The sequence below is a fragment of the Haloferax denitrificans ATCC 35960 genome (assembly GCF_000337795.1).
GTDB lineage: Archaea > Halobacteriota > Halobacteria > Halobacteriales > Haloferacaceae > Haloferax > Haloferax denitrificans.
This window is the reverse complement of record NZ_AOLP01000017.1, coordinates 235,024-257,832: the sequence shown is the minus strand read 5'-3', so window position 1 is coordinate 257,832 and position 22,809 is coordinate 235,024. Positions and strand designations below refer to the sequence as shown.

At 66.4% G+C, this 22,809-nt stretch carries 30 protein-coding genes and 3 tRNA genes; 18 read left to right on the top strand and 15 right to left on the bottom strand.

Features of this window, described 5'->3' with window-relative positions; genetic code table 11:
* The first annotated feature begins 55 nt into the window (after positions 1-55).
* Entirely contained in the window at positions 56-1,123 is a 1,068-nt protein-coding gene (locus tag C438_RS15000) for a type II glyceraldehyde-3-phosphate dehydrogenase (RefSeq protein ID WP_049918120.1), read from the top strand.
* A gap of 86 nt (positions 1,124-1,209) precedes the next feature.
* Here C438_RS15000 and C438_RS14995 read toward each other — a convergent pair whose 3' ends face one another.
* From C438_RS14995 to gap, 3 genes are all read right to left on the bottom strand, one after another.
* Positions 1,210-1,698: a metallophosphoesterase gene (locus C438_RS14995; RefSeq protein WP_004970482.1), complete on the bottom strand. Its 489-nt coding sequence runs from the start codon at positions 1,696-1,698 to the stop codon at positions 1,210-1,212.
* Positions 1,699-1,797: 99 nt separating this feature from the next.
* A complete protein-coding gene (locus C438_RS14990) occupies positions 1,798-3,003 on the bottom strand; it encodes a phosphoglycerate kinase (protein ID WP_004970481.1) in 1,206 nt (401 codons plus the stop codon).
* Positions 3,004-3,078: 75 nt separating this feature from the next.
* The gene (gene gap, locus C438_RS14985) at positions 3,079-4,131 is read right to left on the bottom strand and encodes a type I glyceraldehyde-3-phosphate dehydrogenase (protein WP_004044440.1); all 1,053 of its coding nucleotides are present in this window, start codon (positions 4,129-4,131) and stop codon (positions 3,079-3,081) included.
* 267 nt (positions 4,132-4,398) lie between these two features.
* Between gap and C438_RS14980 the strand changes: the two genes are divergently transcribed.
* Entirely contained in the window at positions 4,399-4,761 is a 363-nt protein-coding gene (locus tag C438_RS14980) for an Hsp20/alpha crystallin family protein (RefSeq protein WP_004970480.1), read from the top strand.
* 24 nt (positions 4,762-4,785) lie between these two features.
* Here the strand turns inward: C438_RS14980 and C438_RS14975 are convergent, their stop codons facing one another.
* Together C438_RS14975 and C438_RS14970 are read right to left on the bottom strand one after the other, a co-directional pair.
* Positions 4,786-5,658: an ATP-grasp domain-containing protein gene (locus tag C438_RS14975; protein WP_004970479.1), complete on the bottom strand. Its 873-nt coding sequence runs from the start codon at positions 5,656-5,658 to the stop codon at positions 4,786-4,788.
* A gap of 85 nt (positions 5,659-5,743) precedes the next feature.
* Positions 5,744-6,274: a 50S ribosomal protein L16 gene (locus tag C438_RS14970; RefSeq protein WP_004970478.1), complete on the bottom strand. Its 531-nt coding sequence runs from the start codon at positions 6,272-6,274 to the stop codon at positions 5,744-5,746.
* Between the two features lie 161 nt (positions 6,275-6,435).
* On the opposite strand from C438_RS14970, the gene C438_RS14965 reads away from it, so the two are divergent.
* The gene (locus C438_RS14965; RefSeq protein ID WP_004970477.1) at positions 6,436-7,086 is read left to right on the top strand and encodes a type 1 glutamine amidotransferase; all 651 of its coding nucleotides are present in this window, start codon (positions 6,436-6,438) and stop codon (positions 7,084-7,086) included.
* Here C438_RS14965 and nucS read toward each other — a convergent pair whose 3' ends face one another.
* Positions 7,087-7,884 (bottom strand): endonuclease NucS, encoded by a 798-nt coding sequence (nucS, locus tag C438_RS14960; protein WP_004970476.1) that lies wholly within the window; start codon positions 7,882-7,884, stop codon positions 7,087-7,089.
* Positions 7,885-8,006: 122 nt separating this feature from the next.
* On the opposite strand from nucS, the gene C438_RS14955 reads away from it, so the two are divergent.
* From C438_RS14955 to C438_RS14920, 9 genes are all read left to right on the top strand, one after another.
* Complete coding sequence (locus C438_RS14955) at positions 8,007-8,462, top strand: pyridoxamine 5'-phosphate oxidase family protein (RefSeq protein ID WP_004970475.1); 456 nt, start codon at positions 8,007-8,009, stop codon at positions 8,460-8,462.
* Positions 8,463-8,530: 68 nt separating this feature from the next.
* Complete coding sequence (locus C438_RS14950; protein ID WP_004970474.1) at positions 8,531-9,388, top strand: DUF5995 family protein; 858 nt, start codon at positions 8,531-8,533, stop codon at positions 9,386-9,388.
* 56 nt (positions 9,389-9,444) lie between these two features.
* Positions 9,445-9,846: a winged helix-turn-helix domain-containing protein gene (locus tag C438_RS14945; protein WP_004970473.1), complete on the top strand. Its 402-nt coding sequence runs from the start codon at positions 9,445-9,447 to the stop codon at positions 9,844-9,846.
* Positions 9,847-9,949: 103 nt separating this feature from the next.
* Entirely contained in the window at positions 9,950-10,114 is a 165-nt protein-coding gene (locus C438_RS14940; protein ID WP_004970472.1) for a DUF7560 family zinc ribbon protein, read from the top strand.
* A gap of 106 nt (positions 10,115-10,220) precedes the next feature.
* Positions 10,221-10,367, top strand: coding sequence for a DUF7560 family zinc ribbon protein (locus C438_RS19775; protein WP_004970471.1), 147 nt, complete (start codon positions 10,221-10,223; stop codon positions 10,365-10,367).
* A 154-nt stretch (positions 10,368-10,521) separates the two neighbouring features.
* Entirely contained in the window at positions 10,522-10,983 is a 462-nt protein-coding gene (locus tag C438_RS14935; RefSeq protein WP_004970470.1) for a pyridoxamine 5'-phosphate oxidase family protein, read from the top strand.
* A gap of 87 nt (positions 10,984-11,070) precedes the next feature.
* On the top strand, positions 11,071-11,718 hold the full coding sequence (locus tag C438_RS14930; RefSeq protein WP_004970469.1) for a DNA-binding protein: 648 nt from the start codon (positions 11,071-11,073) through the stop codon (positions 11,716-11,718).
* Between the two features lie 91 nt (positions 11,719-11,809).
* Positions 11,810-12,202: a winged helix-turn-helix domain-containing protein gene (locus C438_RS14925; protein ID WP_004970468.1), complete on the top strand. Its 393-nt coding sequence runs from the start codon at positions 11,810-11,812 to the stop codon at positions 12,200-12,202.
* Positions 12,203-12,303: 101 nt separating this feature from the next.
* Complete coding sequence (locus tag C438_RS14920; RefSeq protein WP_004970467.1) at positions 12,304-13,113, top strand: DUF7537 family lipoprotein; 810 nt, start codon at positions 12,304-12,306, stop codon at positions 13,111-13,113.
* Between the two features lie 773 nt (positions 13,114-13,886).
* Here the strand turns inward: C438_RS14920 and C438_RS14915 are convergent.
* The 7 genes from C438_RS14915 to C438_RS14885 form a co-directional block, all read right to left on the bottom strand.
* A tRNA-Phe gene (locus tag C438_RS14915) sits at positions 13,887-13,960 on the bottom strand.
* 49 nt (positions 13,961-14,009) lie between these two features.
* Entirely contained in the window at positions 14,010-14,735 is a 726-nt protein-coding gene (locus tag C438_RS14910) for a DUF2270 domain-containing protein (protein WP_049918118.1), read from the bottom strand.
* 170 nt (positions 14,736-14,905) lie between these two features.
* Positions 14,906-15,100, bottom strand: a complete 195-nt coding sequence (locus C438_RS14905; RefSeq protein ID WP_004057909.1) for a cold-shock protein — start codon at positions 15,098-15,100, stop codon at positions 14,906-14,908.
* Between the two features lie 160 nt (positions 15,101-15,260).
* Positions 15,261-15,455: a cold-shock protein gene (locus C438_RS14900; protein WP_004057907.1), complete on the bottom strand. Its 195-nt coding sequence runs from the start codon at positions 15,453-15,455 to the stop codon at positions 15,261-15,263.
* Between the two features lie 372 nt (positions 15,456-15,827).
* Positions 15,828-15,901, bottom strand: a tRNA-Phe gene (locus C438_RS14895).
* 61 nt (positions 15,902-15,962) lie between these two features.
* Positions 15,963-16,631: a hypothetical protein gene (locus tag C438_RS14890; protein WP_004970465.1), complete on the bottom strand. Its 669-nt coding sequence runs from the start codon at positions 16,629-16,631 to the stop codon at positions 15,963-15,965.
* 44 nt (positions 16,632-16,675) lie between these two features.
* The gene (locus tag C438_RS14885) at positions 16,676-17,074 is read right to left on the bottom strand and encodes a VanZ family protein (protein WP_004970464.1); all 399 of its coding nucleotides are present in this window, start codon (positions 17,072-17,074) and stop codon (positions 16,676-16,678) included.
* A gap of 102 nt (positions 17,075-17,176) precedes the next feature.
* On the opposite strand from C438_RS14885, the gene C438_RS14880 reads away from it, so the two are divergent.
* Positions 17,177-17,380, top strand: coding sequence for a hypothetical protein (locus C438_RS14880; RefSeq protein WP_004044421.1), 204 nt, complete (start codon positions 17,177-17,179; stop codon positions 17,378-17,380).
* A gap of 152 nt (positions 17,381-17,532) precedes the next feature.
* On the opposite strand, the gene C438_RS14875 is transcribed toward C438_RS14880, so the two are convergent.
* Positions 17,533-17,606: transfer RNA gene (locus C438_RS14875), tRNA-Val, on the bottom strand.
* Positions 17,607-17,699: 93 nt separating this feature from the next.
* Between C438_RS14875 and C438_RS14870 the strand changes: the two genes are divergently transcribed.
* The 5 genes from C438_RS14870 (at position 17,700) to C438_RS14850 (ending at position 22,294) form a co-directional block, all read left to right on the top strand.
* Positions 17,700-18,197: a DUF192 domain-containing protein gene (locus C438_RS14870; protein ID WP_004970463.1), complete on the top strand. Its 498-nt coding sequence runs from the start codon at positions 17,700-17,702 to the stop codon at positions 18,195-18,197.
* 40 nt (positions 18,198-18,237) lie between these two features.
* Positions 18,238-18,507, top strand: a complete 270-nt coding sequence (locus C438_RS14865) for a DUF7538 family protein (protein ID WP_004970462.1) — start codon at positions 18,238-18,240, stop codon at positions 18,505-18,507.
* A 126-nt stretch (positions 18,508-18,633) separates the two neighbouring features.
* Positions 18,634-19,527, top strand: coding sequence for a NosD domain-containing protein (locus C438_RS14860; protein WP_049918116.1), 894 nt, complete (start codon positions 18,634-18,636; stop codon positions 19,525-19,527).
* A gap of 62 nt (positions 19,528-19,589) precedes the next feature.
* Positions 19,590-21,527, top strand: a complete 1,938-nt coding sequence (locus tag C438_RS14855) for an ABC transporter ATP-binding protein (RefSeq protein WP_004970459.1) — start codon at positions 19,590-19,592, stop codon at positions 21,525-21,527.
* A 44-nt stretch (positions 21,528-21,571) separates the two neighbouring features.
* Positions 21,572-22,294, top strand: coding sequence for a creatininase family protein (locus tag C438_RS14850; protein WP_004970458.1), 723 nt, complete (start codon positions 21,572-21,574; stop codon positions 22,292-22,294).
* A gap of 38 nt (positions 22,295-22,332) precedes the next feature.
* Here the strand turns inward: C438_RS14850 and C438_RS14845 are convergent, their stop codons facing one another.
* Positions 22,333-22,785, bottom strand: a complete 453-nt coding sequence (locus tag C438_RS14845) for a DUF5790 family protein (RefSeq protein WP_004970457.1) — start codon at positions 22,783-22,785, stop codon at positions 22,333-22,335.
* Positions 22,786-22,809 lie beyond the last annotated feature (24 nt).

Sequence of the window (22,809 nt, the reverse complement as noted above, 5' to 3'; positions counted from 1 at the left end):
TTTCTAAGTATTAACCATCGAAATAACTATAGTCGGCCCCGGTCGTTTGTCTCCCATGATACGAGTGGGTGTCAACGGCTACGGCACAATCGGAAAGCGCGTCGCCGACGCGGTCCACGCGCAACCCGACATGGAACTCATCGGCGTGGCCAAGACCCAGCCCAACTTCGAAGCGCACACCGCGGGCGAACGCGGCTACCCGATGTACGCCGCGATTCCCGAACGCTCGCCGCTGTTTTCCGAGGCCGGAGTCGAGCTCGCCGGCGAGGTGGACGAACTGGTCGCCGAGGCGGACATCATCGTCGACTGCACGCCGTCCGGCATCGGCGCGGAGAACCGCGAACTGTACGAGACGCACCACACGCCCGCCATCTTCCAGGGCGGCGAGGACGCCGACGTGGCGGACGTGAGCTTCAACGCGCGGGCCAACTTCGACGCCGCCCGCGACGCCGACTACGTCCGCGTCGTCTCCTGTAACACGACCGGCCTCTCGCGCATCATCGCGCCGCTCGAAGAGGAGTACGGCGTCGAGAAGGTCCGGGCGACGCTCGTCCGCCGCGGCGGCGACCCCGGTCAGAACTCCCGCGGGCCGATAAACGACATCCTGCCGAACCCGATTAAGATTCCGTCTCACCACGGCCCCGACGTGAAGACCATCTTCCCGGACCTCGAAATCGACACGCTCGGGCTGAAGGTCCCGGCGACGCTGATGCACGTCCACGCGCTCAACGTCACGCTCGAAGACGACGTGACCGGCGCGCACGTCCGGCAACTGCTCGAAGGCGAGAACCGCGTCTACGTCATCCCGGAGGGGATGGGCATCGACGGCGCGGGCAAGCTCATGGACTTCGCGCTCGACGCGGGCCGCCCGCGCGGCGACATGTGGGAAAACTGCGTGTGGGGCGAGTCCATCGGCGTCAACGGCCGAGACCTCTATCTGTTCCAGGCCATCCACCAGCAGTCCGACGTGATTCCGGAGAACGTCGACGCCATCCGCGCGATGTTCGACCTCGAAGACCAGAAGACCAGCATGGAACTCACTGACCGGACGCTCGGAATCGGCATCTCCGGTAGCCCGTCTGGATTCGCTGAGCAGGCGCGCGCGGAGTTCGCCGACGACTAGTCGGCGAATCGCCTGCTCAGTTCGGTGCGGTGCAGTTCGGGACGGTGCGGCGCAGTCGCGGCTTTTTCACCCACTCGATTCCGCTCTCACAGCGACCGCGACGCCACGTTCCCGGTGTCGAGGTCGACGATTGCGACGTGGAACTCGTCGTCAGCGCCGGGAATCGGCAGGCCGCCGGGGTTGATGTGCGTCGTCTTTCCGCGGTGTTCGACCACCCGCTCGTGGGTGTGGCCGCGCAGGACGAAGTCGTAGGACCCGGACTCGACGAGCGCGTCGACCAGTCCGGCCTCGGTGCCGTGGTACACCGCTATCTCTTGGCCGTCGAGCGTCAGGTGCGCGAAGTCGTCGTGGTAGGTGCCGAACGACTCCACCGCCTCGCGGAGCGCCCACTCGCCGTCGTTGTTGCCGCGGACGGCGTGGAAGTCGAAGTCCGCGTCGAACGGCGCGGCCGAGAAGGGCGCGACGATGTCGCCGCAGTGGACGACCACGTCCGCGCCCTCGGATTCGAAGTGCGAGACCGCGGCTTCGACGTAATCGAGGTTGTCGTGCGTGTCGGAGACGACGCCGAGTTTCATGGGAGCCGGTTCGGCGGCGTCGGCTATCAACGTTGGGTGACACGTCTGTTCCGCGGCTTCGACGCGGTCACCGAGAAGAAAAACGGGAGTGCGGGGAACTCAGTCCTGCTTCAGCGCTTCGACGCCGGCCAGCGGCGCGCCGGTGAGCGCGCGGATGTACGCGCCGCCGGCGATGGAGACGTGGCCGAAGTCGTCCTCGTCCATGCCGTACATCTCGATGGCGCGGGAGGTGTCGCCGCCGCCGACGACCGAAAAGCAGTCGGTCTCGGCGATGGCGCGGAGGACGCCGGTCGTGCCGACCGCGAAGCGCTCGTCTTCGAACAGGCCGAGCGCGCCCTTCACGAAGACGGCCTCGGAGTCGCGGATGATGGGGTCGTACTCGTCGACCGTCATCGAGCCGACGTCGAGGTACGCGCGGTCCTTCTCGGTGATGTTGGCGACCGCGATTTCGCCGCGGTCGTCGGTCTCGTCCTCGTAGGCGAGGTCGACGGCGAGTTTAATCTGGTCGCCGCGCTCGTCGAGAAGCGACTCGATGGTCTCGCGGTTCGCCTCCCACTGGTCGTCGAAGAAGTCCATGCCGTCGAGGTCGAAGCCCACGTCGTTGCCGGCCGCGCGGAGGAACAGCTCGCCGGCGATGCCGCCGAGGAGGAACTGGTCGACCTTGTCGCCGAGGTTGTTCATCACGTCGATGACGTCCGTGGCTTTCGTCCCGCCGACGACCATCGTCACCTGCCCGTCGAACTCGCGGGTGGCGATAGAGGAGTTGGCCTCGTACTCGGTCTGCATCACGCGACCCGCGTAGGCGGGTAACACGAGCGGGAAGCCGACGAGGGAGGCGTGCGAGCGGTGGGCCGCCGAGTAGGCGTCGTTGACGTAGGCGTCGACGTGCTCGGCGAGCGTCCGGACGAACTCGGTGTCGGCCTTGACTTCGGGGTCCTCCTCGGGGAGTTCCTCGTCGCACATCCGCGTGTTTTCGAGGAGGAGCACCTCGCCGGCTTCGAGCGCGTCGATGGCGGCGATGGCGTCATCGCCGTAGGTGTCGGCGACGAACCCCACGTCGCGGCCGATGTGGCCCGCGAGGATGTCGGCGTGCTGTTCGAGCGAGACGAAGTCGTCGTCGCCGGGTCGACCCTGATGGGCCATGAGGACGACGCGGTGGCCGGCCTCGGCGAGTTCGCGGACGGTCTCCGCGTGGCGGTCGAACCGTCGGTTGTCTTGGACCTCGCCGTTTTCGACTGGCGAATTGAGGTCGAGTCGGACGAGTACGCACTGCTCCGGGTCGAGGTCGTCGAGGGTCTTGAACATCGGGTGGAAGAACGTGGAGGGATTACTTAGTGGTGGGTAGCTCGCGCTGAAATCGCGGGCGATTCGCGGCGGCGTCTACTGGTGAGTGACGAAGTGGGCGACGTCGAGCATCCGGTTGGAGAAGCCGTACTCGTTGTCGTACCACGTCAGAATCTTGTAGAGGCCGCCGTCGTTGACCTGGTTGGTCGTGTTGAGGTCGACGGTGCTGGAGAACGGCAGGCCGAGGATGTCACGCGAGGTGACCTCGTCGTCCGTGTAGCCGAGGACGCCCGCGAGCGGGCCGGAGTCGGCCGCGGCGCGGAAGGCGTCGTTAATCTCCTCGACGGAGGGCTTGTCTTCGAGGCGGACGACGAGCTCGGTGAGCGAGCCGTTCGGCACGGGGACGCGAATCGCCATGCCGTCGAGCTTGCCGTCGAGCTGGGGCAGAATCTCGGTGGCCGCCTGCGCCGCGCCGGTCGTCGTCGGGACGATGTTCTCGGCGGCGGCGCGCCCGCGACGCTGTTTCGCGTGGGGGCTGTCGATGAGGTTCTGACTGCCCGTGTAGGCGTGGACGGTCGTCAGGAGACCGTTCTCGATGCCGAACTCCTCGTCGAGCACCTTCGCGACCGGCGTGACGGAGTTGGTCGTACAGGAGGCGTTCGAGACGATGTCCTCGCCGTCGTACTCGTCGTGGTTGACACCGTAGACGATCTGCTTGACCGGCTCGTCGCCCTTCGGCGGCGCGGAGATGACGACCTTGTCCGCGCCCGCTTCGAGGTGTGCGGAGGCGTCTTCCTTCGTGCGGAAGATGCCCGTACATTCGAGCGCCACGTCCACGTCGAGTTCGCCCCACGGAAGCTCCGCGGGGGACTGGACGTTGTAGAGGCTCACCGAGGTGCCGCCGATGGACAGCGAGTCGCCGTCGCGCTCGACGCCGTCGAGTCGGCCCATGACGGAGTCGTACTTCGCGAGGTACGCCATGTCGTCGAAGTCCATGACGTCGTTGATGGCGACCAGTTCGACCTTCGGGTTGTCGAGGACGGCACGGAAGATGTTCCGGCCGATGCGGCCGAAGCCGTTGAGTGCCACCCGCACCACGTCCGATTCATCCACGTTCTCGCCCGCGCTGAGGTAGGATTTTTCACTCATGTTCGAGTAGTATCCGTATGGATATCCCGGGCGCAGGAGTATATCTGTTTCGGTAAATCCGGCTGAATCGAACGTTACCTTTCATTCGCAATCACAATACCGACAGAAACGAACATAACCGGTCAGACACGGGCGGAGATTGACACGCCACCCGTGGGTCGGATAGTCGGGTCGTAGACGGGCGCTCGCGGCCGAATTCTGGCGATTCGTTGGCAGGAGACTGTCACAGGCAGAAACGTTTTATCCTCCGATTTCATAGCGGCCCTCATGGTCAGAGACGACCGCGACGACCCGTTCGACAACATCTTCGACGAAATCGAACGGATGATGAACGACATGACCGGAGGCGACGCCGGATTCGCCTCCGAGACCCACATCGACGTGTACGATGAGGGCTCTACACTCCGACTCGTCGCGGACCTCCCGGGCGTCGACAAAGACGCCATCGACCTCAAGTGCGACGGTGAGACGCTGACTATCAGCGCCGCCGGTGACCGCCGCGAGTACGACGAACGCATCCGCCTCCCGGCCCGCGTCGACGAGCACTCCGCATCGGCCACCTTCAACAACGGCGTCCTGCAGGTCACGTTCGACCGCGCCGAGGACTCCGCCGCCATCGACGTCGAGTAACGACTCGATTTCTTTGCGGCCCGCTCAGGACTTCTTTGCGACCCGTTCGACGAGCGCCGCCAGTCGGTCGAAAAAGCCGGCGTCGTACTTCGCGTCGTCGTCGATGGTCGGCCGGGCGTTCGTCTCCGAGACGACGACCCGCCCGTCGGATTCGAGCAGGTCGACCCCGAGATAGCGGATGCCCAACTCGTCGGCGACCGCCTCGGCGAGGTCGCGGTGTCGCTTCGGGAGGGCCACGCCGACCGCCTCCGCGCCGCGGTGGACGTTGTGCTTCCAGCGCCCGCCGTCGCGCGCCCCGTCGGACAGGCGGCGTTCGACCGCGCCGACGACCTCGCCGTCGAGCACCATCGCCCGGTAGTCGCGCGCGTCCGGGAGCCACTCCTGAATCAGAAACGACTTGTCGCCGGTCGCTCGGAAGTCGTGGACGAGGCTCAGCACGTCCGCGTGCCCCGAAAGCGAGTCCGGGTCGTGGGCCTTGGCGATGCCGACGCCGCGTGTCGTGGAGTTCGGCTTGACGACGACGGGGTAGTCGAGACCCGCGGATTCAACGGCGTCGAGCAGGTCGGACTCGTCGGCCGGGTTCGAGACGCAGACGCTCCGCGGGACCGGCAGGCCGGCGCGTTCGAGCGCCGCGATGACGCCCGCCTTGTTCCGCGAGGTGAGCACGTCCTCGCGCGTGTTCACCCACGGGATGTCGTGTCTGGCGGTGACGACGCCGCCCTCCATCGGCCGGGACGGGTAGACGAAGCCGACGTCGAACGACTCGGCCGGCGGCGTCGAGAGGTCGAGCGCGAACCCCTCGGCGGGGAGGTGTCCCACGTCGATGCCGCGGTCGCCGAGCGGGCCGCGCATTCGCTCGAACGTCTCGCTGGAGGTGGTGACCGCCAACCGAAGCATACGCTACGAGGCGGGGTCCCGGGGCAAAAATGGTGGGTTCGAGGCGAGGCGCGTTCCGAGCACGCGCCGACGCGCCGACGCGAACTTACGCGACGAGCAGTTCTTCGCCGCGGTCGACGACGATGCGGCACGGCGGCGACATCTTGTTGTACGCGCGGCGGAAGGCGTCCTTCGCCGTCTCCGCGTCCTCGACGTCGCAGTAGATGGTGAACACCGTCTCGCCCTTGGGGATGCGAGCGGCGGTGCCGACGACCTTCCCGAACGACTGGCGCATCCCGTCGGAGACACGGTCCGCACCCGCGCCGGTCGCCTGCTTGTTCTCCCGGATGACGTGGTGCGGGAACTTGCGCAGGACCATCTTGTACTGCTTTTCGCCGGCGTGCTTGAGCATGAGGCGGTTGGCAGACAGACGCGCGGATTCGAGCGAACCGTGGCGAATCTGCACTTCCTCTTCGACCTTCAGGCTGATCTGGACGGGGTAGTCCTCGGGGTCGGCCTGCAGGTCGCCCATGTTGTGCTGTGCGATCTTCGAACCGGGGATACCCGTGATGTACTCGCGTCGGGTGTACGCCGGGTTCGTAATCTCCCGGTACATAGAGGCGGGCTTGTCTGACATGGTTACTTGTGAAACCGAAGGGTCAGGCGGGCTAAAAACGCTTCGAAGCTTCATTCGCCCGCCGCGGTCGTGTCAGGCGCTGGCACGCCGGTTCGTCGCGGCGGGCCGACCGTCCCGGCCGGGAGACAGTCTTATGCGCCGCCGCCGCCACGATTCGGACCATGTTGCTCGTCTGCGACTGTATGCCTGCGGACGGCCCCGCGTACTTCACCGACGCGCTCGCCGACCTCGCGCTCGACGGCCGCGAGGGGACCGTTCACTCGCTTCCCGCCGACGGTCTCCCGACGCTCTCGAACGTCGACGCCGTCGTCCTCACCGGGAGCACCGCGGGCGTCTACGAGGCCGACGAGCGGCCGTGGCTCGACGACGCGCGCCTGCTCGCCCGCGACCTCGTCGCCCGCGAACTGCCCACGCTCGGCGTCTGCTTCGGCCACCAGCTCGTCAACGACGCCCTCGGCGGCACCGTCGAAGCCGGCGACCAGCGCCGCGGCATCGCCGACGTGAACCTCGGCGACGACCCCCTGTTCGAGGGCGTCTCCGGGCGCATCCCGATGGTCCACGGCGACTACGTCGTCGCCCCCGGCGACCGCATGGAGACCGTCGCCTCCGCGGACTACTACGACCACCTCGCCACCCGCCACGAGGACGCGCCCCTCTGGACGGTCCAGTACCACCCCGAGTTCACGGCCGCCCTCCTCGACCGCGTCGCCGACGACTTCGGCTGGCCCGACGACGACGCCGCCCGCGACTTCGGCGACGTGACGGCCGACCGAACCGTCGAGAACTTCGTCGCCGCCGCCGGTCTGGACTGATTAGGCGTCGTCGCGGTCGCCGTCGTCTGCTTCCTCGCTCTCTTCGGCTTCTCCTTCGTCATCCTCGACCGGCGGTTCGCCCGTCTCGGGGTCGAGCGCGACGAACTCAAGCCCCTCGCGGTCGAGCATGTCGGCGGCTCGCTCCGTCACCGAGGGAGCGACGAGGACGCCGCGAATCGGCTCGTCGTCGCCGAACTCGCGGTGGAGCGCGTCCACGTACCGGCGGAGTTGGCTCGCCGCCGAGGGACCGACGCGGCGGCGTTTCAACTCCACGACGACCGGGACGCCGTCCGCGTCCTCGCCGAAGATGTCGATAGCGCCCGCGTCGCTCTGCCGCTCGGTTTCGAGCGGCTCGAACCCCGCTTCGAGGATTTCGGGGTCCGCGAGGATGTGCTGTCGCAGGTCCTCCTCGCTCCCGACGAGTTCGAGGTCGCTCCGGTCGTTGACGGCGTAGGCCGAACACTGCTCGACGCGCTCGAACCGCACGTCGAGTCGCTCGTCGGGGCTCGTGCGCGTGCTCCGGACCCGAAGCCGGCCGTCGCGGACGCTCGCGGAGTGAGTGCATCCCGGCGGTTGCCAGTTGACCGGCGTCCGCTTCTCGTCGGTGTGGACCAGAATCGAGCCGTCCGGCTTCAGGACGACGAGCCGGTCCCCGGGACCGAGTTCGCTCGTCGCGCGGCCGTCGTAATCGACCGTGCACCGACCGAATATCGTCACCATGTCGCCGCGCTCGAAGGCGGCTTCGAGGTGGACGAGGGCGTCTCGGTGCGTCGGCCGGTGGAGTGTGTTCACCGTCATCCGGGTGTCGTCCCGCGGTTCGTGGTCGTCGGGGATAAGCCCCGCGTCGCGGGCCGCCCGCGGTGCACGCCGCCGACTCGGCTCGCTGGCAGGCTTATGTCATCTCCGTGCATATACATACCATGGCCCCTGACTTCGCCCAACACAACCGAATCGAGATGTCGGCCGAGGAGATAGACCGCCTGCTCCGCGAGGAGGGCGTCGGCGTTCTCTCGCTCGCGGACGACGGCGTCGCCTACGGGATTCCCCTCTCGTTCGGCTACGACGCCGACCGGGAGCGGCTCTACTTCGTCTTCCTCCGGCCCGGGGAGTCCTCGAAGAAGACCGAGTTCGCCGAGCGGACCGCCCGCGCGAGCTTCGCGGTCTGGAACGCCCCCTCGCGGGACGAGTGGGAGAGCGTCGTCGTCGACGGCGAACTCCGCCGGGTCGACGACGGCGACTGGGACCGCGTCCGCGACGTGCTCGAAGACAACGCGTGGTATCCGACCCTGTTCTCGGAGACGGAGCCGATGCAGGACATCCTCGGCTGGGAGCTTCGCATCGCGTCCCGGTCGGGGCTTCAACGCCGGCGCGCGTGAGCGCCGGGTCGCCGACCCCCCCGCGCCGGTATCGTTATCGAAGCCGGGACCGTCTGGGAATTCAGCCGATGCAACGGACGACGTTCGAGGAGGCGAGAAAGCTCGCGGCCGCGGTGCGGACGCCGAACCCGTCGCTTTCCGGCGTCGCCCGCGACGCGAGCGCGGAGGTTCTCGCCCTCGTCGACGCGCCGTTCCGAGACGTGGCCGACGCCCACGACCGCCTGTCGGCGCTCGAATCGCTCCTGTACGAGCGCGGCGACCGCCGCGCCGCGTTCCTGACTATCTACGCCCGCGTGACCGCCGAGGTCGACCGCGGGCTCGGCGGCGACGACTTTGCCGACCCCGAGTGGGTCGCCGACTACCTCGTCACCTTCGCGGACCACTACCGGCGGGCGTTCCGCGCCTTCGAACGCGGCGACCACGACGACGTGCCCGACCCGTGGCGACTCTCCTTCGAGACGGCGCTCGCCGGGGAGTCGCTCGTCGTACAGGACGTGTTGCTCGGCGTCAACGCCCACGTGAACTACGACCTCGCGCTGGCGCTCCACGAGGTCGGCATCGACCCCGACCGCCCCGCGAAGTACGACGACCACCGCCGCATCAACCGGGTCCTCCGCCGCCTCGTCGACGAGGAACAGGACCTCATCGCCGAGCGGTACGCCGAGGGCGTCGCCGACATCGACGAGTCGTTGGGTCGGCTGGACGAGGCGCTGTCGTTTTTCACGCTCCGCGAGGGGCGGCGCAACGCGTGGCGCGGCGCGGTCGCCCTGACGGACGGCCGGTTCCGCCCGGTCCGGCGCGTCGTCTACTGGTACCTGCGGAGCCTCACGATGGGCGCGGGCCGCTTTATCCTCGCGCCGAGTTCGAACCCCGCGGTGCGCCGCAGACTGGCGCAACTCGAAGCCGGCGACGAGTCGAGTACTTAAACCCCCCCGGATAGCGCGGGGGGAGATACCTCCCGGTGTCCGTCGTCTATCGAAGTATGAACTCGCCTTCCGCAGTCGCCGCCCGAAACGCATCGACGCTCGACCCGAACCGGATCCAGCAGGTCGCCGCGGAGCCGTCGGCGGTCCTCTCGGCGCTCAGCGACGGCGACAGCCGGCGAATCCTCGCCGCCTGCGACGGGGCCCCGCGGACCGCACAGGAGTGCGCCGAACTCTGTGACGTGCCGCTGTCGACGGTCTACCGGAAGCTCGACTCGCTCACCGAGGCGTCGCTCCTCGACGAGCGACTGCGGGTCCAGACGGCGACGCACCACCCGCGGGAGTTCGCGACCAACTTCGACACGCTCTCGTTTTCGTTCGACGACGCGGGCGTGTCGCTCGCGTTCCGGCAGGTCGCCACCGACGGCGGCGAAGACGGCTCGGAGGGCCGGTCGCGATGACCGCGTCTACGCGGTCGCCGTCGCCGCCCGCGACGCGGGGCGTCGAATCGACGCGACGGACGGAGCGAACCGAGACGGCGCTCGCCTCGCCGGAGGTGGACTGATGAGCGCGACACCGACGCCGGCGGACGACTACGAGTTCACCTGTCCGCAGTGCGGCGAGGGCTTCGCCGTCAACGGCGGGATGCGCGCGGCGGTCCTCGAACGCGGCTGTCCCATCTGCGGAAGCCCCGCCTCGACCGACGCCTTCGACCCATGTCCCGCGTGAGTCGCACTTTTTGGTCGCGTCCGACCGCGGCGCGCGGCCCGTCGCGCGCCCGGCGTTCGAGAAACAGTAGGCTACATATACGTGTGCCACGCGTACTTCGAACCACATGAGCGACAGCGCGGACTACACGTTCGTCTGCCCGGAGTGTGCGGAGTCCATGCTGGTCAACGACTCCATGCGCGACGCCCTCCTCGAAAACGGCTGTGTCATCTGTAGCGCCGCGCTCACGACGGACGCATTTTCGACCGCCTGAGCGCCCCCCTGTTCCCGACCCGCCAGCGACCGCCCGCGACTCGCCCGCGACCCGTCCCCGACCGAGTCCGCCGATTTCGCCCGACTGGACTCGCGCGGGCGTCGCCGAGAAGTAACAGTAATTACGTCGGCCGCGAGTCTGGTGGTACGAACCGATGTCTCTGGACCAACAGACCGAACTCTCGCCCGACGAGATACACGAGGTTCTCGCTCGTCACGAGACGGGCGTCCTCTCGCTCGCGAAGGCGGACGAACCATACGCGATTCCCATCTCCTACGGCTACGACGGCGAGAGCGGTCGGTTCTATCTCCGACTCGTCTCCACGCCCGAAAGCGAAAAGCGGCAGTTCCTCACGTCGTCGCCGCGGGCGCGACTCGTCGTCCACGAGTCGAACGACGGGAGCTATCGGAGCATCATCGCCGAGGGGACGCTCGAACGCGTCGACCCCGACGAGCTGACCGTCGAACGAATCGTCCAGTACGGCAAGGCAAAGCGCCCGCTGTTCGAAATCTGGGGCGAGACGAAGCGCGACCTCGACATCCAACTGTTCGAACTCGACCCCGAGACGCTCAGCGGCCGGGCCGTCGAACTGGACGACGCGGAGTCCGACCAGTAATGTCCGCGGTCGTCGCATCCGGGACGGCCCTCGTCGCGGCGGTCGCCCCGCCCCGCGGCGAACCCCGACTCGACCGCGCGTAACACGATGCCAGCCGGTATTCGCGCCACGGTCGAGTTCGCCTCGCCGTCGGTCTGCCCCGTCGCCTCGGTCGCCCATTCGACGGACTCCGTCGTCGATTCCGTCTCGACCAGCGTCGTCTCCACCCCCGGCGACGTCAGCGTCTCCGAGTTCGTCGTCGAGGCCGACGACCCGCCGGAGGCGTCCGCGCTCGAACCCATCTTCTCCTACGGTTCGAAGCACCTCTATCGCTACACGCACGACGGGAGCGCCGGCTGTCCCTGCGAGTGCCTCGGCGAGTTCGGCTGTCCGGTCGACCGCTACTTCGCCCAGCGAGGCAGTCTGACGCTCGTCTTCCACGCCGCCGACTACGAGCAGTTACAGACCGTCATCGGCGAGCTTCGCGACCGCTTCCCCGGGCTCGACATCAAGCGCCTCGTGCGCTCGCCCACCGGCGACGCCCCCGGTGACAGCGTCTTCGTCGACCGCGGGAAGCTCACCGCCCGCCAACTCGAAGTCCTCCAGACCGCCTACGACATGGGCTACTTCGAGCGCCCGCGCGGGGCCAACGCGACCGAGGTCGCGGCCGAACTCGGCATCAACCAGTCGACGTTCTCGGAACACCTCGCCGCCGCCCTGACGAAACTGCTCGGCGACGTCCTCGAAGAGGGCTAGCGACCGCCGCGGCCTCGCCCGCCGGGGGTATATAAACGTCCCACGCTATCGGGGTTGTCCGTTGGTCCCCGTTCGCTGACTCTACAGAAGTATGAGTCAGGCTTCGCTCCCGTTCGATTTCCGCTCCGCAACCGCTACCTCGGAATCCCGCGTCGTCGACGACCACGCCGAGGTCGACGCGCTGTTTTCCCTTCTCGAAGACGACGACTGCCGGTGCATCCTCGACGCGACCGACGGCGTCGCCCACTCGGCGAGCGAGCTCTCGGAGGCGTGCGACCTCCCGCTTTCGACGACCTACCGCAAACTCGACCCGCTCGTGGACGCCGGCCTCCTCTCGAAGCGCCTCCGCATCTCTCGGTCCGGCACCCACACGGCCGAATACGAACGCACCGTCGACGACGTGACCGTCTCCGTCACCCCGTCGGGCGTCGAAGTCCGCGTCTCGCACCGCGACGTGGCGCAGTCGGCGTCGGTCACCGCCTGAGCGTCGCGCTCACCTTTCTATTCGCCAGTTTCGCGCCGGGCGCACCGATACGACCGCGATTTGCTGTGCCTACTTAAGATTCTACTCGTCGTACGGTTGTCGTGTATCCCAACCGCATTCCCGTCCTGATTGTCGCAGTTCTCGTGCTCCTCGCCGGCTGTGCCGGCGGCGCTGACGTCGCGCCGGCCGCCCAGACCGACGACACTGGCGAGTCGACCGGCGGCGGTGACAGCGCGGATGCCGACGAGTCGACCGACGGCGACGACTTCGAGCTGAGCGACCCCGAGCGACTCCTCCGCGACGCCGGGAGCTTCACCGTCAGTTGGTCGTACACCGGCGTCGACGCGGACGGCGTCGAAGCCGCGGTCACCCGCGAGTTCGCCGCCGACCTCGAAACCGAACGGTCGTACACCCGCACGACGTCGACGACCGACGGCCAGCCCGACGCGGGAGCCGTCGAGCAGTACGTCGCTGACGGCGTGACGTACGTCCGGGTCGGCGACGGCGACGAGGCCACCTACACCTCCTACGAGGGGTCGACGGAAGTCCTCGCCACCGCCATCGCGCTCTCGCAGGCCCGCGCGTACGGCGCTGACGACGACCTGACGTTCGCCGGCACCGAGACGTTCGACGGCGCGTCCGTCGAGCGCTACGAGCTGTCGGCCGCCAACGAGGCGCTGATTCTCGCCGGGTCGGCCGCGGCGCAGGGCGAGCCCGGAAGCCTGGAGGTCACGAGCTTCCAGTACGTCGTCCTCGTCGACGAAGACGGCCTCTCGCGCCACGAATCGTGGTCGTTCTCGGGGCGGATGGACGATGGCTCCGAGGTGAGCGGGTCGTGGGAGTACTCGCTCACGGGCGTCGGCTCGACGACCGTCGACGAACCCGCGTGGCTCGACGAAGCGCGGGCGTAGGTGGGGGTTTAGATTTGGGCTTGGGTTGCCAGTCTCTGCGTCCAGTCGCGCCCTGTCTCTAAGTTGTGTTCCAATTCTTCATGGAGTAATGACAAATCTAGTTTCTGCCCCTCCTGAGATGGTGTGTATATCCGGGTACACGGGGAGTCAAAGAGACTAAGGGCAGAGAAAAGCTACATTGAGTACAGACGAACCTATTGTGGGAATTGAAGCTATAGTAGTTTCAGACGTAGCTCTGCGGTTTGAGGACTGAATTTACAGACGGGCCCTTGTGGGACTGAAACACGCGAACTTGAGCTAACCGAGAGTTTGCGCATCGAGCGCGAAATCTTAGCAACAGGTCTCGCGTCACCAACGGCAACTGTGAGTGACATCTATGAGTCGAAAACCCTCAAGTCGGACCGAAAATCGACTATGCTCGAAGCCCAACGACACTGAACCGCCCTTCAAAGACCTGCTGGAGTGGATTGCCCTTATCCTTTGCATCATCAAGATGTTCAGGAACCTGCTGGCGTCCATCTGTAGGTAATAGCTAACCTCCTTATTTCGGATACTAAATATCCTAATTAGGGGGGTCGGATTTGGTCGCGTCTGTTCTTAGCACTTCTACCCTCCTCGGGGATCGTTTCAAACCGGGCACTAGTGATGCCGCCTCCCGGATTTGAACCTCACTCGCAACGCTTCGCGTTGCTCGCTGGTTCAGAATCCGGTCGGGTGGCATTTTGACTGCTCACGACTCGGTCGCTTCGCTCCCTCGGTAGTTCGCAGGAAAATGCCGCCTCCCGGATTTGAACCGGGGACAGCTCGATCTTCAGTCGAGTGCTCTCCCAGTCTGAGCTAAGGCGGCGCGATTCGACAGACGCACAGGAGCGAAAAAACCATTTCGAATTGCGACGCTACGACCCGCCGTACTCCGACTCCTCCCACCCCGTCACGTCGCTCGGGATGAGTTCGCCGTTGACGTGCCACTCGCGCGGCCGGAACGATATGCCGAACAGTGTCGCGTAGAACCCCGCGACGAACGCGACGATGACGTTGCCGGGGATGCCGCCGATGCCGGCGCTCCCGACGAGCGTCGCACCGTCCGTGTACGCCGTCAGCTGGATGACCCACGCGACGAGCATCACGACGAAAAGCGGCAGGTACACCCGCCGGAGCCGATGCGCCAGCGCCTCCTCGAAGGGTATCTTCATGTTCGGCGTGCGGTAGTCCTCGCCGAGTTTCTTCCGCCAGTCCTCGTCGAGGACGCCGCCGTCGGGGTCGAGCGCGTACGCCCAGACGTTCTGCTGGAACATCCGAACCCGCGAGCGCCAGATGTCGTACGCGCGGAAGCGCCGCGCCTCGATACAGAGGAAGATGCTCAGCGTCACCACCCCGAGGAGGATGATGTAGTGGGGGTGCGTTTGTGCGGAAAACGACCACGTCAGAATCCCGGCCATCAGCGTAATCGCCCAGTTGCTGGTCCGGTCCAGCCGCTCCCGCCACGATTTCATCCGGTGTATCTCGCCCCGGTAGAGGTGTGCGAACGACGAACCCGGGCCCATCGTCTCGTCGAAGACGCCCGCGCCGATGTGGGAGTCGTCCATTCCCGCGGGAGGTTCAAGCTCCCCGTCGTCGGACATTGTTGTTCATTTGATGCACAACTACCGAGGGATAAGAGCCTTCTGGGTTGTGGGTTGGGGTGGGGCGACTGTCTGACGCGCGCCGTCTCGCGTCGGACGGCCTCGCCGCTCAGGGTGTGTAAAAAAACGCTCAGAAATCGATTCGTCTGTTACTGAATTCGGAAACCGAATTACAGGCGCGTGACGTTCGTCGCGCGCGGGCCCTTGGGGGCCTGTTCGATGTCGAACTCCACTTCCTGACCCTCTTCGAGGTCCGGACCGCCAACATCTTCCATGTGGAAGAACACGTCGTCGTCCGCGTCGTCAGTAGAGATGAAACCGTAGCCGCCAGTGTCGTTGAAGAAGTCGACCTTACCTTTCGCCATTGCGACTGTACAACGTGCCTGCGAACGGATAACCCTTCCGCATGGCGAGGGTATCGCTCGCCCGGCTCGCGGTGCGCCGCCGAGCGCCGCCGCTCGCGGTCGTGAAAAACGGAAGAAAGTTCGTCAGTCTGTGAATGTACTGCGGTGAACGGAAACCTGCTTAGAGGCGGGTGACGTTCGTCGCGCGGGGGCCCTTGGGGGCCTGCTCGATGTCGAATTCGATCTCCTGACCCTCTTCGAGGTCCGGACCGCCAACATCTTCCATGTGGAAGAACACGTCGTCGTCCGCGTCGTCAGTAGAGATGAAACCGTAGCCGCCAGTGTCGTTGAAGAAGTCGACCTTACCTTTCGCCATTGCCTTTGAATCGAACGACCTCACGCGGATAAGTCTTCTGAAGAACGTCTCTGGGTCCAGTGGTGCCGTGTGTTCGGCTCTCCGGGGTTGAAACGTCTGGATTCCGCGTTTCGAATCTCGCTGTTGAGAACTCGGTCCCCGCCTCCCGGATTTGAACCTCGCTCGCAACGCTTCGCGTTGCTCGTTGGTTCAGAATCCGGTCGGGTCGCGGTTACAGTACCTGCCACGCTCGCTTCGCTCGGTGGTCAGGTACAGAGAAATGCCGCCTCCCGGATTTGAACCGAACGAAGACTCACTCCGTTCGACTTCTTGGGTTCAAATCAGTCCGGCGTCGTTTCTTCGATTCTTCGCGTCGCTCAGAATCTCAGAATATGCCGCCTCCCGGATTTGAACCGGGGACAGCTCGATCTTCAGTCGAGTGCTCTCCCAGTCTGAGCTAAGGCGGCTCGCACTCTTCCGAAGCCGGACCGAATCAAAAAGGCTTTCGAATCGCCCGTCGGCGTCCGGTCAGCGGTGCCGGCCGCCCGTCGGGCTCGCCCGCGCCCGCTCCGCCCGCGAACGAATCCCTTTGAGCATCTTCCGCTCCATGGCGAACTGGACCGGCTCGACGACCAATCGGTTCATCGCGCGCTCGCGGAGCGTCTCCGACCGCCCGCGGAACCTGACGACCAGCCGCGTCGCGCCGGGCGCAACCTCGTGCAACGCGAAGGTCCACGTCGCCGGGCTCTCTCCGGTCTCCCAGCCCGGCGCGCTCAACACGAGGCTCCGCTCGGGGTCCACGAAGGCGACCCGGAACGACGGCGCGCCCGACCCCGGCGGGCCGAGTCGTATCTCGTCGCCCACGTCGAGTCGCTGGTGTTGCGGGAGGATTCGGTCCGCGTTGTGAATCTGCAGGCCGAAGAGGTTCTCCAGTCGCTCGTAGCTGTAGAACCCGCCGCGGCCCTGTCCCAACTGGACGAGCCACGGCCAGACCGCCCGCGCGGGGGCCGTAATCGTAATCGCCCGCGTCGAGGAGACGTCCGCCTCGGCGACGAAGTCGTCGCCGGGGAGCCACCCCGTCGCCTCGTCGTCTGTCGTCCCCCAGCGTCTGTGCCACGGTCGAACCGCGAGGAGGTACGTCCCGACGACGCCGATTCCCGCGAGACCGAGTGCCCGGATGAGTCGTCTCGTGCCCATTGCCTTCACCGTTCGTGCCCCCTTGGAGAGGGGGTGAGATAATCCTACCTCCGGGAGTCCGAACCCCGGGCGACTACGACCCAGACGATTCCACCGAGGGCCGCGCCGACGAGGTTCGCCCCCGCGTCGGCGACGCCGAACGACCGATACGGGAGCACCGCCTGCACGAGTTCGATACCCGCGCCGAACGCGCCGGCGGTGACGACGGCCGCCGCGACCTCCTCGCGACCCCTCGCGCGAATCGCGGCCGCGAAGCCGAATCCGAGACCGGCGTACCCGACCGCGTGGACCCACTTGTCGAGGCCGACGAGTCCGAGCGGACCCATCGGTGTGAGGCTTCCCGGCGGCGTCGGAACGACCGACACCACGAGGACGACGAGCGCGTACCCGAGGGCGACGGCCGCCCGCCGCGGGTTCTCGCGGAGTCGCGCGATTGGGTTCACTACTCGGTGGTGGGTCCGTCTCGGGCTAAAGGGTTCGTGTCCTCTGGCTTCGACTGCGACCACACGGAATAAATAGCAGGTGGGAGACACGTCTCGACTACCGTGTCACTACTCCCCCGCTGGTTCACGTCGAAGAACTTCGCAGTACAGCTCGTCATCCTCGCGTTGGTGCTCGACCCGGTCGGGTTCGTCGGCGGCTATCTCCTCGGTCCGTCGCTGGGCGTTGACCCGCTCGTCGGCGGCGCGTTCGGTCTCGTCGCCGCCAGCGTCCCGATGTCACTGCTCGTGATGCAACGGAGCGTGTGAGTCGGCTCGGGCGGATTCGAACCTCGGTCGCTCGCATAGCAGTCAGCTTCGGGCGGATTCGAACCGGACCGAGACTCGCTACGCTCGTCTCGTAGGGTTCGAATCGCCCTCGGTTCACTAATTCGTGTTCGCTGTCGCTCACACAGAATTAGTGGGCTCGGGCGGATTCGAACCACCGACCTCAGCCTTGTAAAGGCCGCGTCATAACCAACTAGACCACGAGCCCTGCACCTCAATCGAGCCGGTTCGCGCTCATAACGGTTTTCGTTTCGACCGGTCCCCGGAACCCTTAGACGCGCGGCGACCGTCACGTCCGGCAATGACCTCTCGCGCGCGAATCGCCCTGCTCGTCGTCGCGGTCGTCGTCGCGGTCGCGAGCGTCGCGTATCTCTCTAACCCGGCGGTCGTCCCCGGCTCGACCGACGACTACGAACGGACCACGCTCACCGTCGTCGACGACGAGACCGGCGAGACGCTGGCGACCGTCGACGCCCGCGTCGCCGACACCCGCGCCAAGCGCTTCACCGGCCTGAGCGACACCGAATCGCTCGCCGAAAACGAGGGGATGTGGTTCGTCCACGACTCGTCGGGCACTTACGCCTACGTGATGCGCGACATGGACTTCCCCCTCGACATCGTCTTCGTCGCCGAAAACGGCACCATCACGCGCATCCACCACGCCGAACTCGACCCCGAGGGGACGAGCGAGTCCGACCTCACCCGCTACCGCGGAACCGGGAAGTACGTCCTCGAACTCCCCTACGGCTACACGAACGAGACCGGCATCGACGCGGGCGACCGGGTCGAAGCCGAGTAGAAGCGAAACGCCCGAAGGGCCGGCGACCGTTGACTCCACTATGACAGCACACGTCGCGGCGCTCTCCGAACTCGAAGGCTGGCGCGCCGAGGAGTTCGCGGCGCGGGTCCACTACCGCGGGGCGGACGACGCCTACAGCATCGAGTACTACGAACCGTCCGACTGCGTCCTCTACTGGAAGGTGAAAGGCGACGGCGAAGTCGCGGTCCCCGTCGGCCGCGACACGGTTCCCGACCCGCTCCGCGAGCGCGTCCGACAAGACCTCGTCGAGGCCGGAATCGACCCCGAGGTCGAAGACCGAGTCCTCTGAGCGCCGACGGCGCGACCGACTCCCCCATCAGTCGGTGTTGCAGTACGTCACGAATACTGATACGTAGTTGGTAACAATCTCACAATATCTGTATTTGTGCCGACGTGTTGTAGTTGGATGAGTGCCATGTCGACACATATCACGAGGAGAGGGGCGCTTCGCGGACTGGGTCTCGCCGCGCTTCCGGCGCTCGCGCCGGGCGTGTTGCAACTGCGGACCGACGAGGTGGGGCTTTCGGGATGCGCGAGCGTCACCGAGTCGGGGCGGTACTACCTCGACGGAGACCTCGACTGTCTAGAGGTTCTCGCCGACGACGTCCGCGTCGACGGCCGGGGCTACGCCGTGAACGGCGAGACGACGATTTCGGGCAGTCGCGTCTCGATAACCGATATCGTGCTGACGAAGGGGGGGCGAATCACGGATGCGAGCCGGGTGACGATAGCGGACTCGCAAGTCGTCGGCCATCCGGGCGACCAGTACGACCCGGTCCCGCAGTTCGTCATCGCGGACACAGCGCGCTGTGCGGTGACGAACACGAGCTTTTTCATCTTCGAATCGGAGAGCGTCGTTCTCAGACGCACCACGCGGACCCGGTTCGAGTCCTGCACGCTCGTCAGTCCGGTCGTGCTCACGCTCGCGGACTCGCACCGAAACGAGTTCGTCGACTGCGAGTTCCTGACCGAGGACTTCCCGGTAAGACTCGTCAGAAGCAATCGGAACGTGTTCCAGCGGAACCTCGCCGACGGCGGTGGTCCCGGGTTCCAACTCCGCGACAGCCACCGGAATCGCTTCGTCGAAAACGAGCTCCGTATCATCATCGCCGGGTTCGAACTCGTCGGAAGCGACCGAAACTCCCTCCACGAGAACGTCGTGACGACCGGTCTCTCGGCTCACGGCGTCACGCTGGCGGACTCCCACCGCAACCGACTCATCCAGAACGACCTCTGCGGCGTCAGCCAACAGCCGGTCGTCGAGTCCGACGGTTCGAGCAGGAACACCGTTCGGAACGCCTCCTGTTGAGCTACCGGCGGCTCGCTCCCCCACCCGAGCGCTTTACTGCGCGCGCCCCCTGAACCGTTGTCGTGTCCCCTGAAACCGACGACGACCCGTTCGAGGACCAGCGAGCGCGGGTCGACAACCCGATGCGGCGGCTGTTCGCCGAGTACGGGCGCGACAACACCTTCGAGTTCCTCGTGGGCGTCCTCGCGAGCGTCGCCGCCCGCGTGCTCGACCTCATGCCGCCGGTCATCCTCGGCCTCGCTATCGACGCCATCATCCGGCAGGAGACGTCGTTCGCGGCCGGTTTCCCCGTCGTCCCCGAGGCGTGGATTGCCCCGTTCGTCCCCGCGACCAGAGACGGCCAGTTCTTCTTGGCGGTCGGCATCATCGTGTTCAGTTTCACCGCCGGCGCGCTGTTTCACTGGCTCCGCAACTGGGGCTGGAACGCCTTCGCCCAGCAGATTCAACACGACGTTCGGACTGACACCTACGACCGGATGCAACTGCTCAACATGGACTTCTTCGCCGACAAGCAGACCGGCGAGATGATGTCCATCCTCTCGAACGACGTGAACCGCCTCGAACGGTTCCTCAACGACGGGATGAACTCGTTTTTCCGCCTGTTCGTGATGGTCGTCGCCATCGCGGTGGTCCTCCTCTCGTACAACTGGCAACTCGCGCTCGTCGCGCTGTTGCCGGTGCCGCTCATCGCGCTGTTCACGTGGAAGTTCGTCGGCATCATCCAGCCGAAGTACGCCGACGTGCGCTCGTCGGTCGGCAAACTCAACTCCCGGCTGGAGAACAACCTCGGCGGCATCCAGGTCATCAAGACGTTCAACGCCGAACCCCACGAGTCCGACCGCGTCGACGGCGTCTCGATGGACTACTTCGACGCCAACTGGGACGCCATCAACACCCGAATCAAGTTCTTCCCGGCGCTCCGCATCCTCGCGGGCATCGGCTTTTCGCTCACCTTCGTCGTCGGCGGCCTGTGGGTCATCAACGGACAGGGTCCCGGCCCCTTCACCGGCGACCTCGAAATCGGCGAGTTCGTCACGTTCATCCTGCTCACCCAGCAGTTCGTCTGGCCGCTGGCTCAGTTCGGGCAGATTATCAACATGTACCAGCGCGCCCGCGCGTCCAGCGCCCGCATCTTCGGCCTGATGGACGAGCCCGCGCGGCTGGCCGAACAGCCCGACGCGCCCGACCTCGCCGTCTCCGAGGGCCGCGTCGAGTACGACGACGTGACCTTCGGCTACGGCGACGGCGAGACCATCGTCGAGGACATCTCCTTCGAGGTCGACGGCGGCGAGACGCTCGCGCTCGTCGGCCCCACGGGCGCGGGGAAATCGACGATTCTCAAGCTCCTGATGCGGATGTACGACCCCGACGAGGGGCGCGTCAGTATCGACGGCCAAGACGTGCGCGACGTGACCATCTCCAGCCTCCGCGAGTCCATCGCCTACGTCAGCCAAGAGACGTTCCTGTTCTACGGGACCGTCCGCGACAACATCACCTACGGGACGTTCGACGCCGACGACGAGGCGGTCGTCGCCGCCGCGAAGGCCGCCGAGGCCCACGAGTTCATCTCGAACCTCCCCGAGGGCTACGACACCAAGGTCGGCGAGCGCGGCGTGAAGCTCTCGGGCGGCCAGCGCCAGCGCGTCTCCATCGCCCGCGCCATCCTGAAAGACCCCGATATCCTCGTCCTCGACGAGGCGACCTCGGACGTCGACACCGAGACGGAGATGCTCATCCAGCGCTCGCTGGACGAACTCACGGCCGACCGGACGACGTTCAGCATCGCCCACCGCCTGTCGACCATCAAGGACGCAGAACAGATTCTCGTCCTCGAAGACGGCCGCATCGTCGAGCGCGGCACCCACGACGACCTCCTCACTGAAGACGGCCTCTACGCCCACCTCTGGGGTGTGCAGGCCGGCGAAATCGACCAGCTCCCCGACGAGTTCGTCGAGCGCGCCGCCCGCCGGCAGGCCGAGGTCGACGCCGGCAACGACTGAGCGAAGCGCCCATCACTAAGGGCGGGGCCGTCCCTTCTGTCGCCATGCGACTCTCCGAGGCCACCTGGACCGAGGTCGCCGACCTCGACGCCGACCTCGCGCTCCTCCCGGTCGGAAGCACGGAACAGCACGGCCCGCACGCGCCGCTCGGCACCGACGCGCTCAACGCCGAATCGGTCGCCGAGGCCGGGGCTGAGGCGTTCGACGGCGAGGTCGTCGTCGGCCCGACCATCCCGGTCGGCGTCGCCGAGGAACACCGCGCGTTCGACGGCACGCTGTGGGTCTCCCCGGACACCTTCCGCGCGTACGTCCGCGAGACAATCGAATCGCTCGCCCACCACGGCTTCGACCGCGTCGTCGTCGTCAACGGCCACGGCGGCAACATCGACGCGCTCGCGGAGCTCTGCCGGCGCGTTTCGCGGACGGGCGACGTTTACGCGGTCGCCTTCACGTGGTTCGACGCGGTCGGCGACCACTCCTCGGACATGGGCCACGGCGGGCCGCTGGAGACCGCCCTCCTCCGCCACACGCACCCAGAACTGGTCCGCGAGGACCGAATCGACGAGGCCCGCAATGGGGGTGCCGACCGCTGGGGCGAGTGGGTCTCGGGCGTCAATCTCGCCCACGACTCCGACGATTTCACCGACAACGGCGTCGTCGGCGACCCCGCCGAGGGCGACGCCGACCGCGGCGCGGAACTGGAATCGCTCGCGGCCGACTCGCTCGCGTCGCTCCTCGACGCGGTCGAGCGCCGAGAACTCGACTGAACGGTCCGCGGATCGGCGGTCAGTTTGCGGTCTGCAGGTTACTCCTCTTCTTCCTCGTCTTCGTCGTCGTCCGCCTCGTCCGCGTCGACGGCTTCCGCCGCCTCGGCCGCGTCGGTGAGCGCGCCGCGGAGTTGCGGCATCGTGTTGGTGAGTTCCCCGACGAGTTCGTGGGCCTCCTCGACCATCTCGATGAGTTCTTCCAGCTCTTCGATGGCTTCTTCGAGGTCCTCGGGGTCGTCGAACGCCTCGGCGCGCTGGCCGATGACGTACCACTTCTTGGCCTGTCGGACGTGCTCGGCCGCGCCCTCGACGTCGAGCGAGGAGCGGAGGCCGTTGAGGACGCCGAGGACGTTGTCGGCCTCGGCCTCCCACACGTCGTCCGGGTCGGGGAGCGCCGACCGCGCCTCGCCGAGGTGCTCCTCGACGTCGGCGCGCATCTCCGCCGCCGCCTCTCCGAACAGGTCGTCGTCGCCGAGCGTGCTTTGACTCATGCTCACACGTTCGGCACGCGGGGG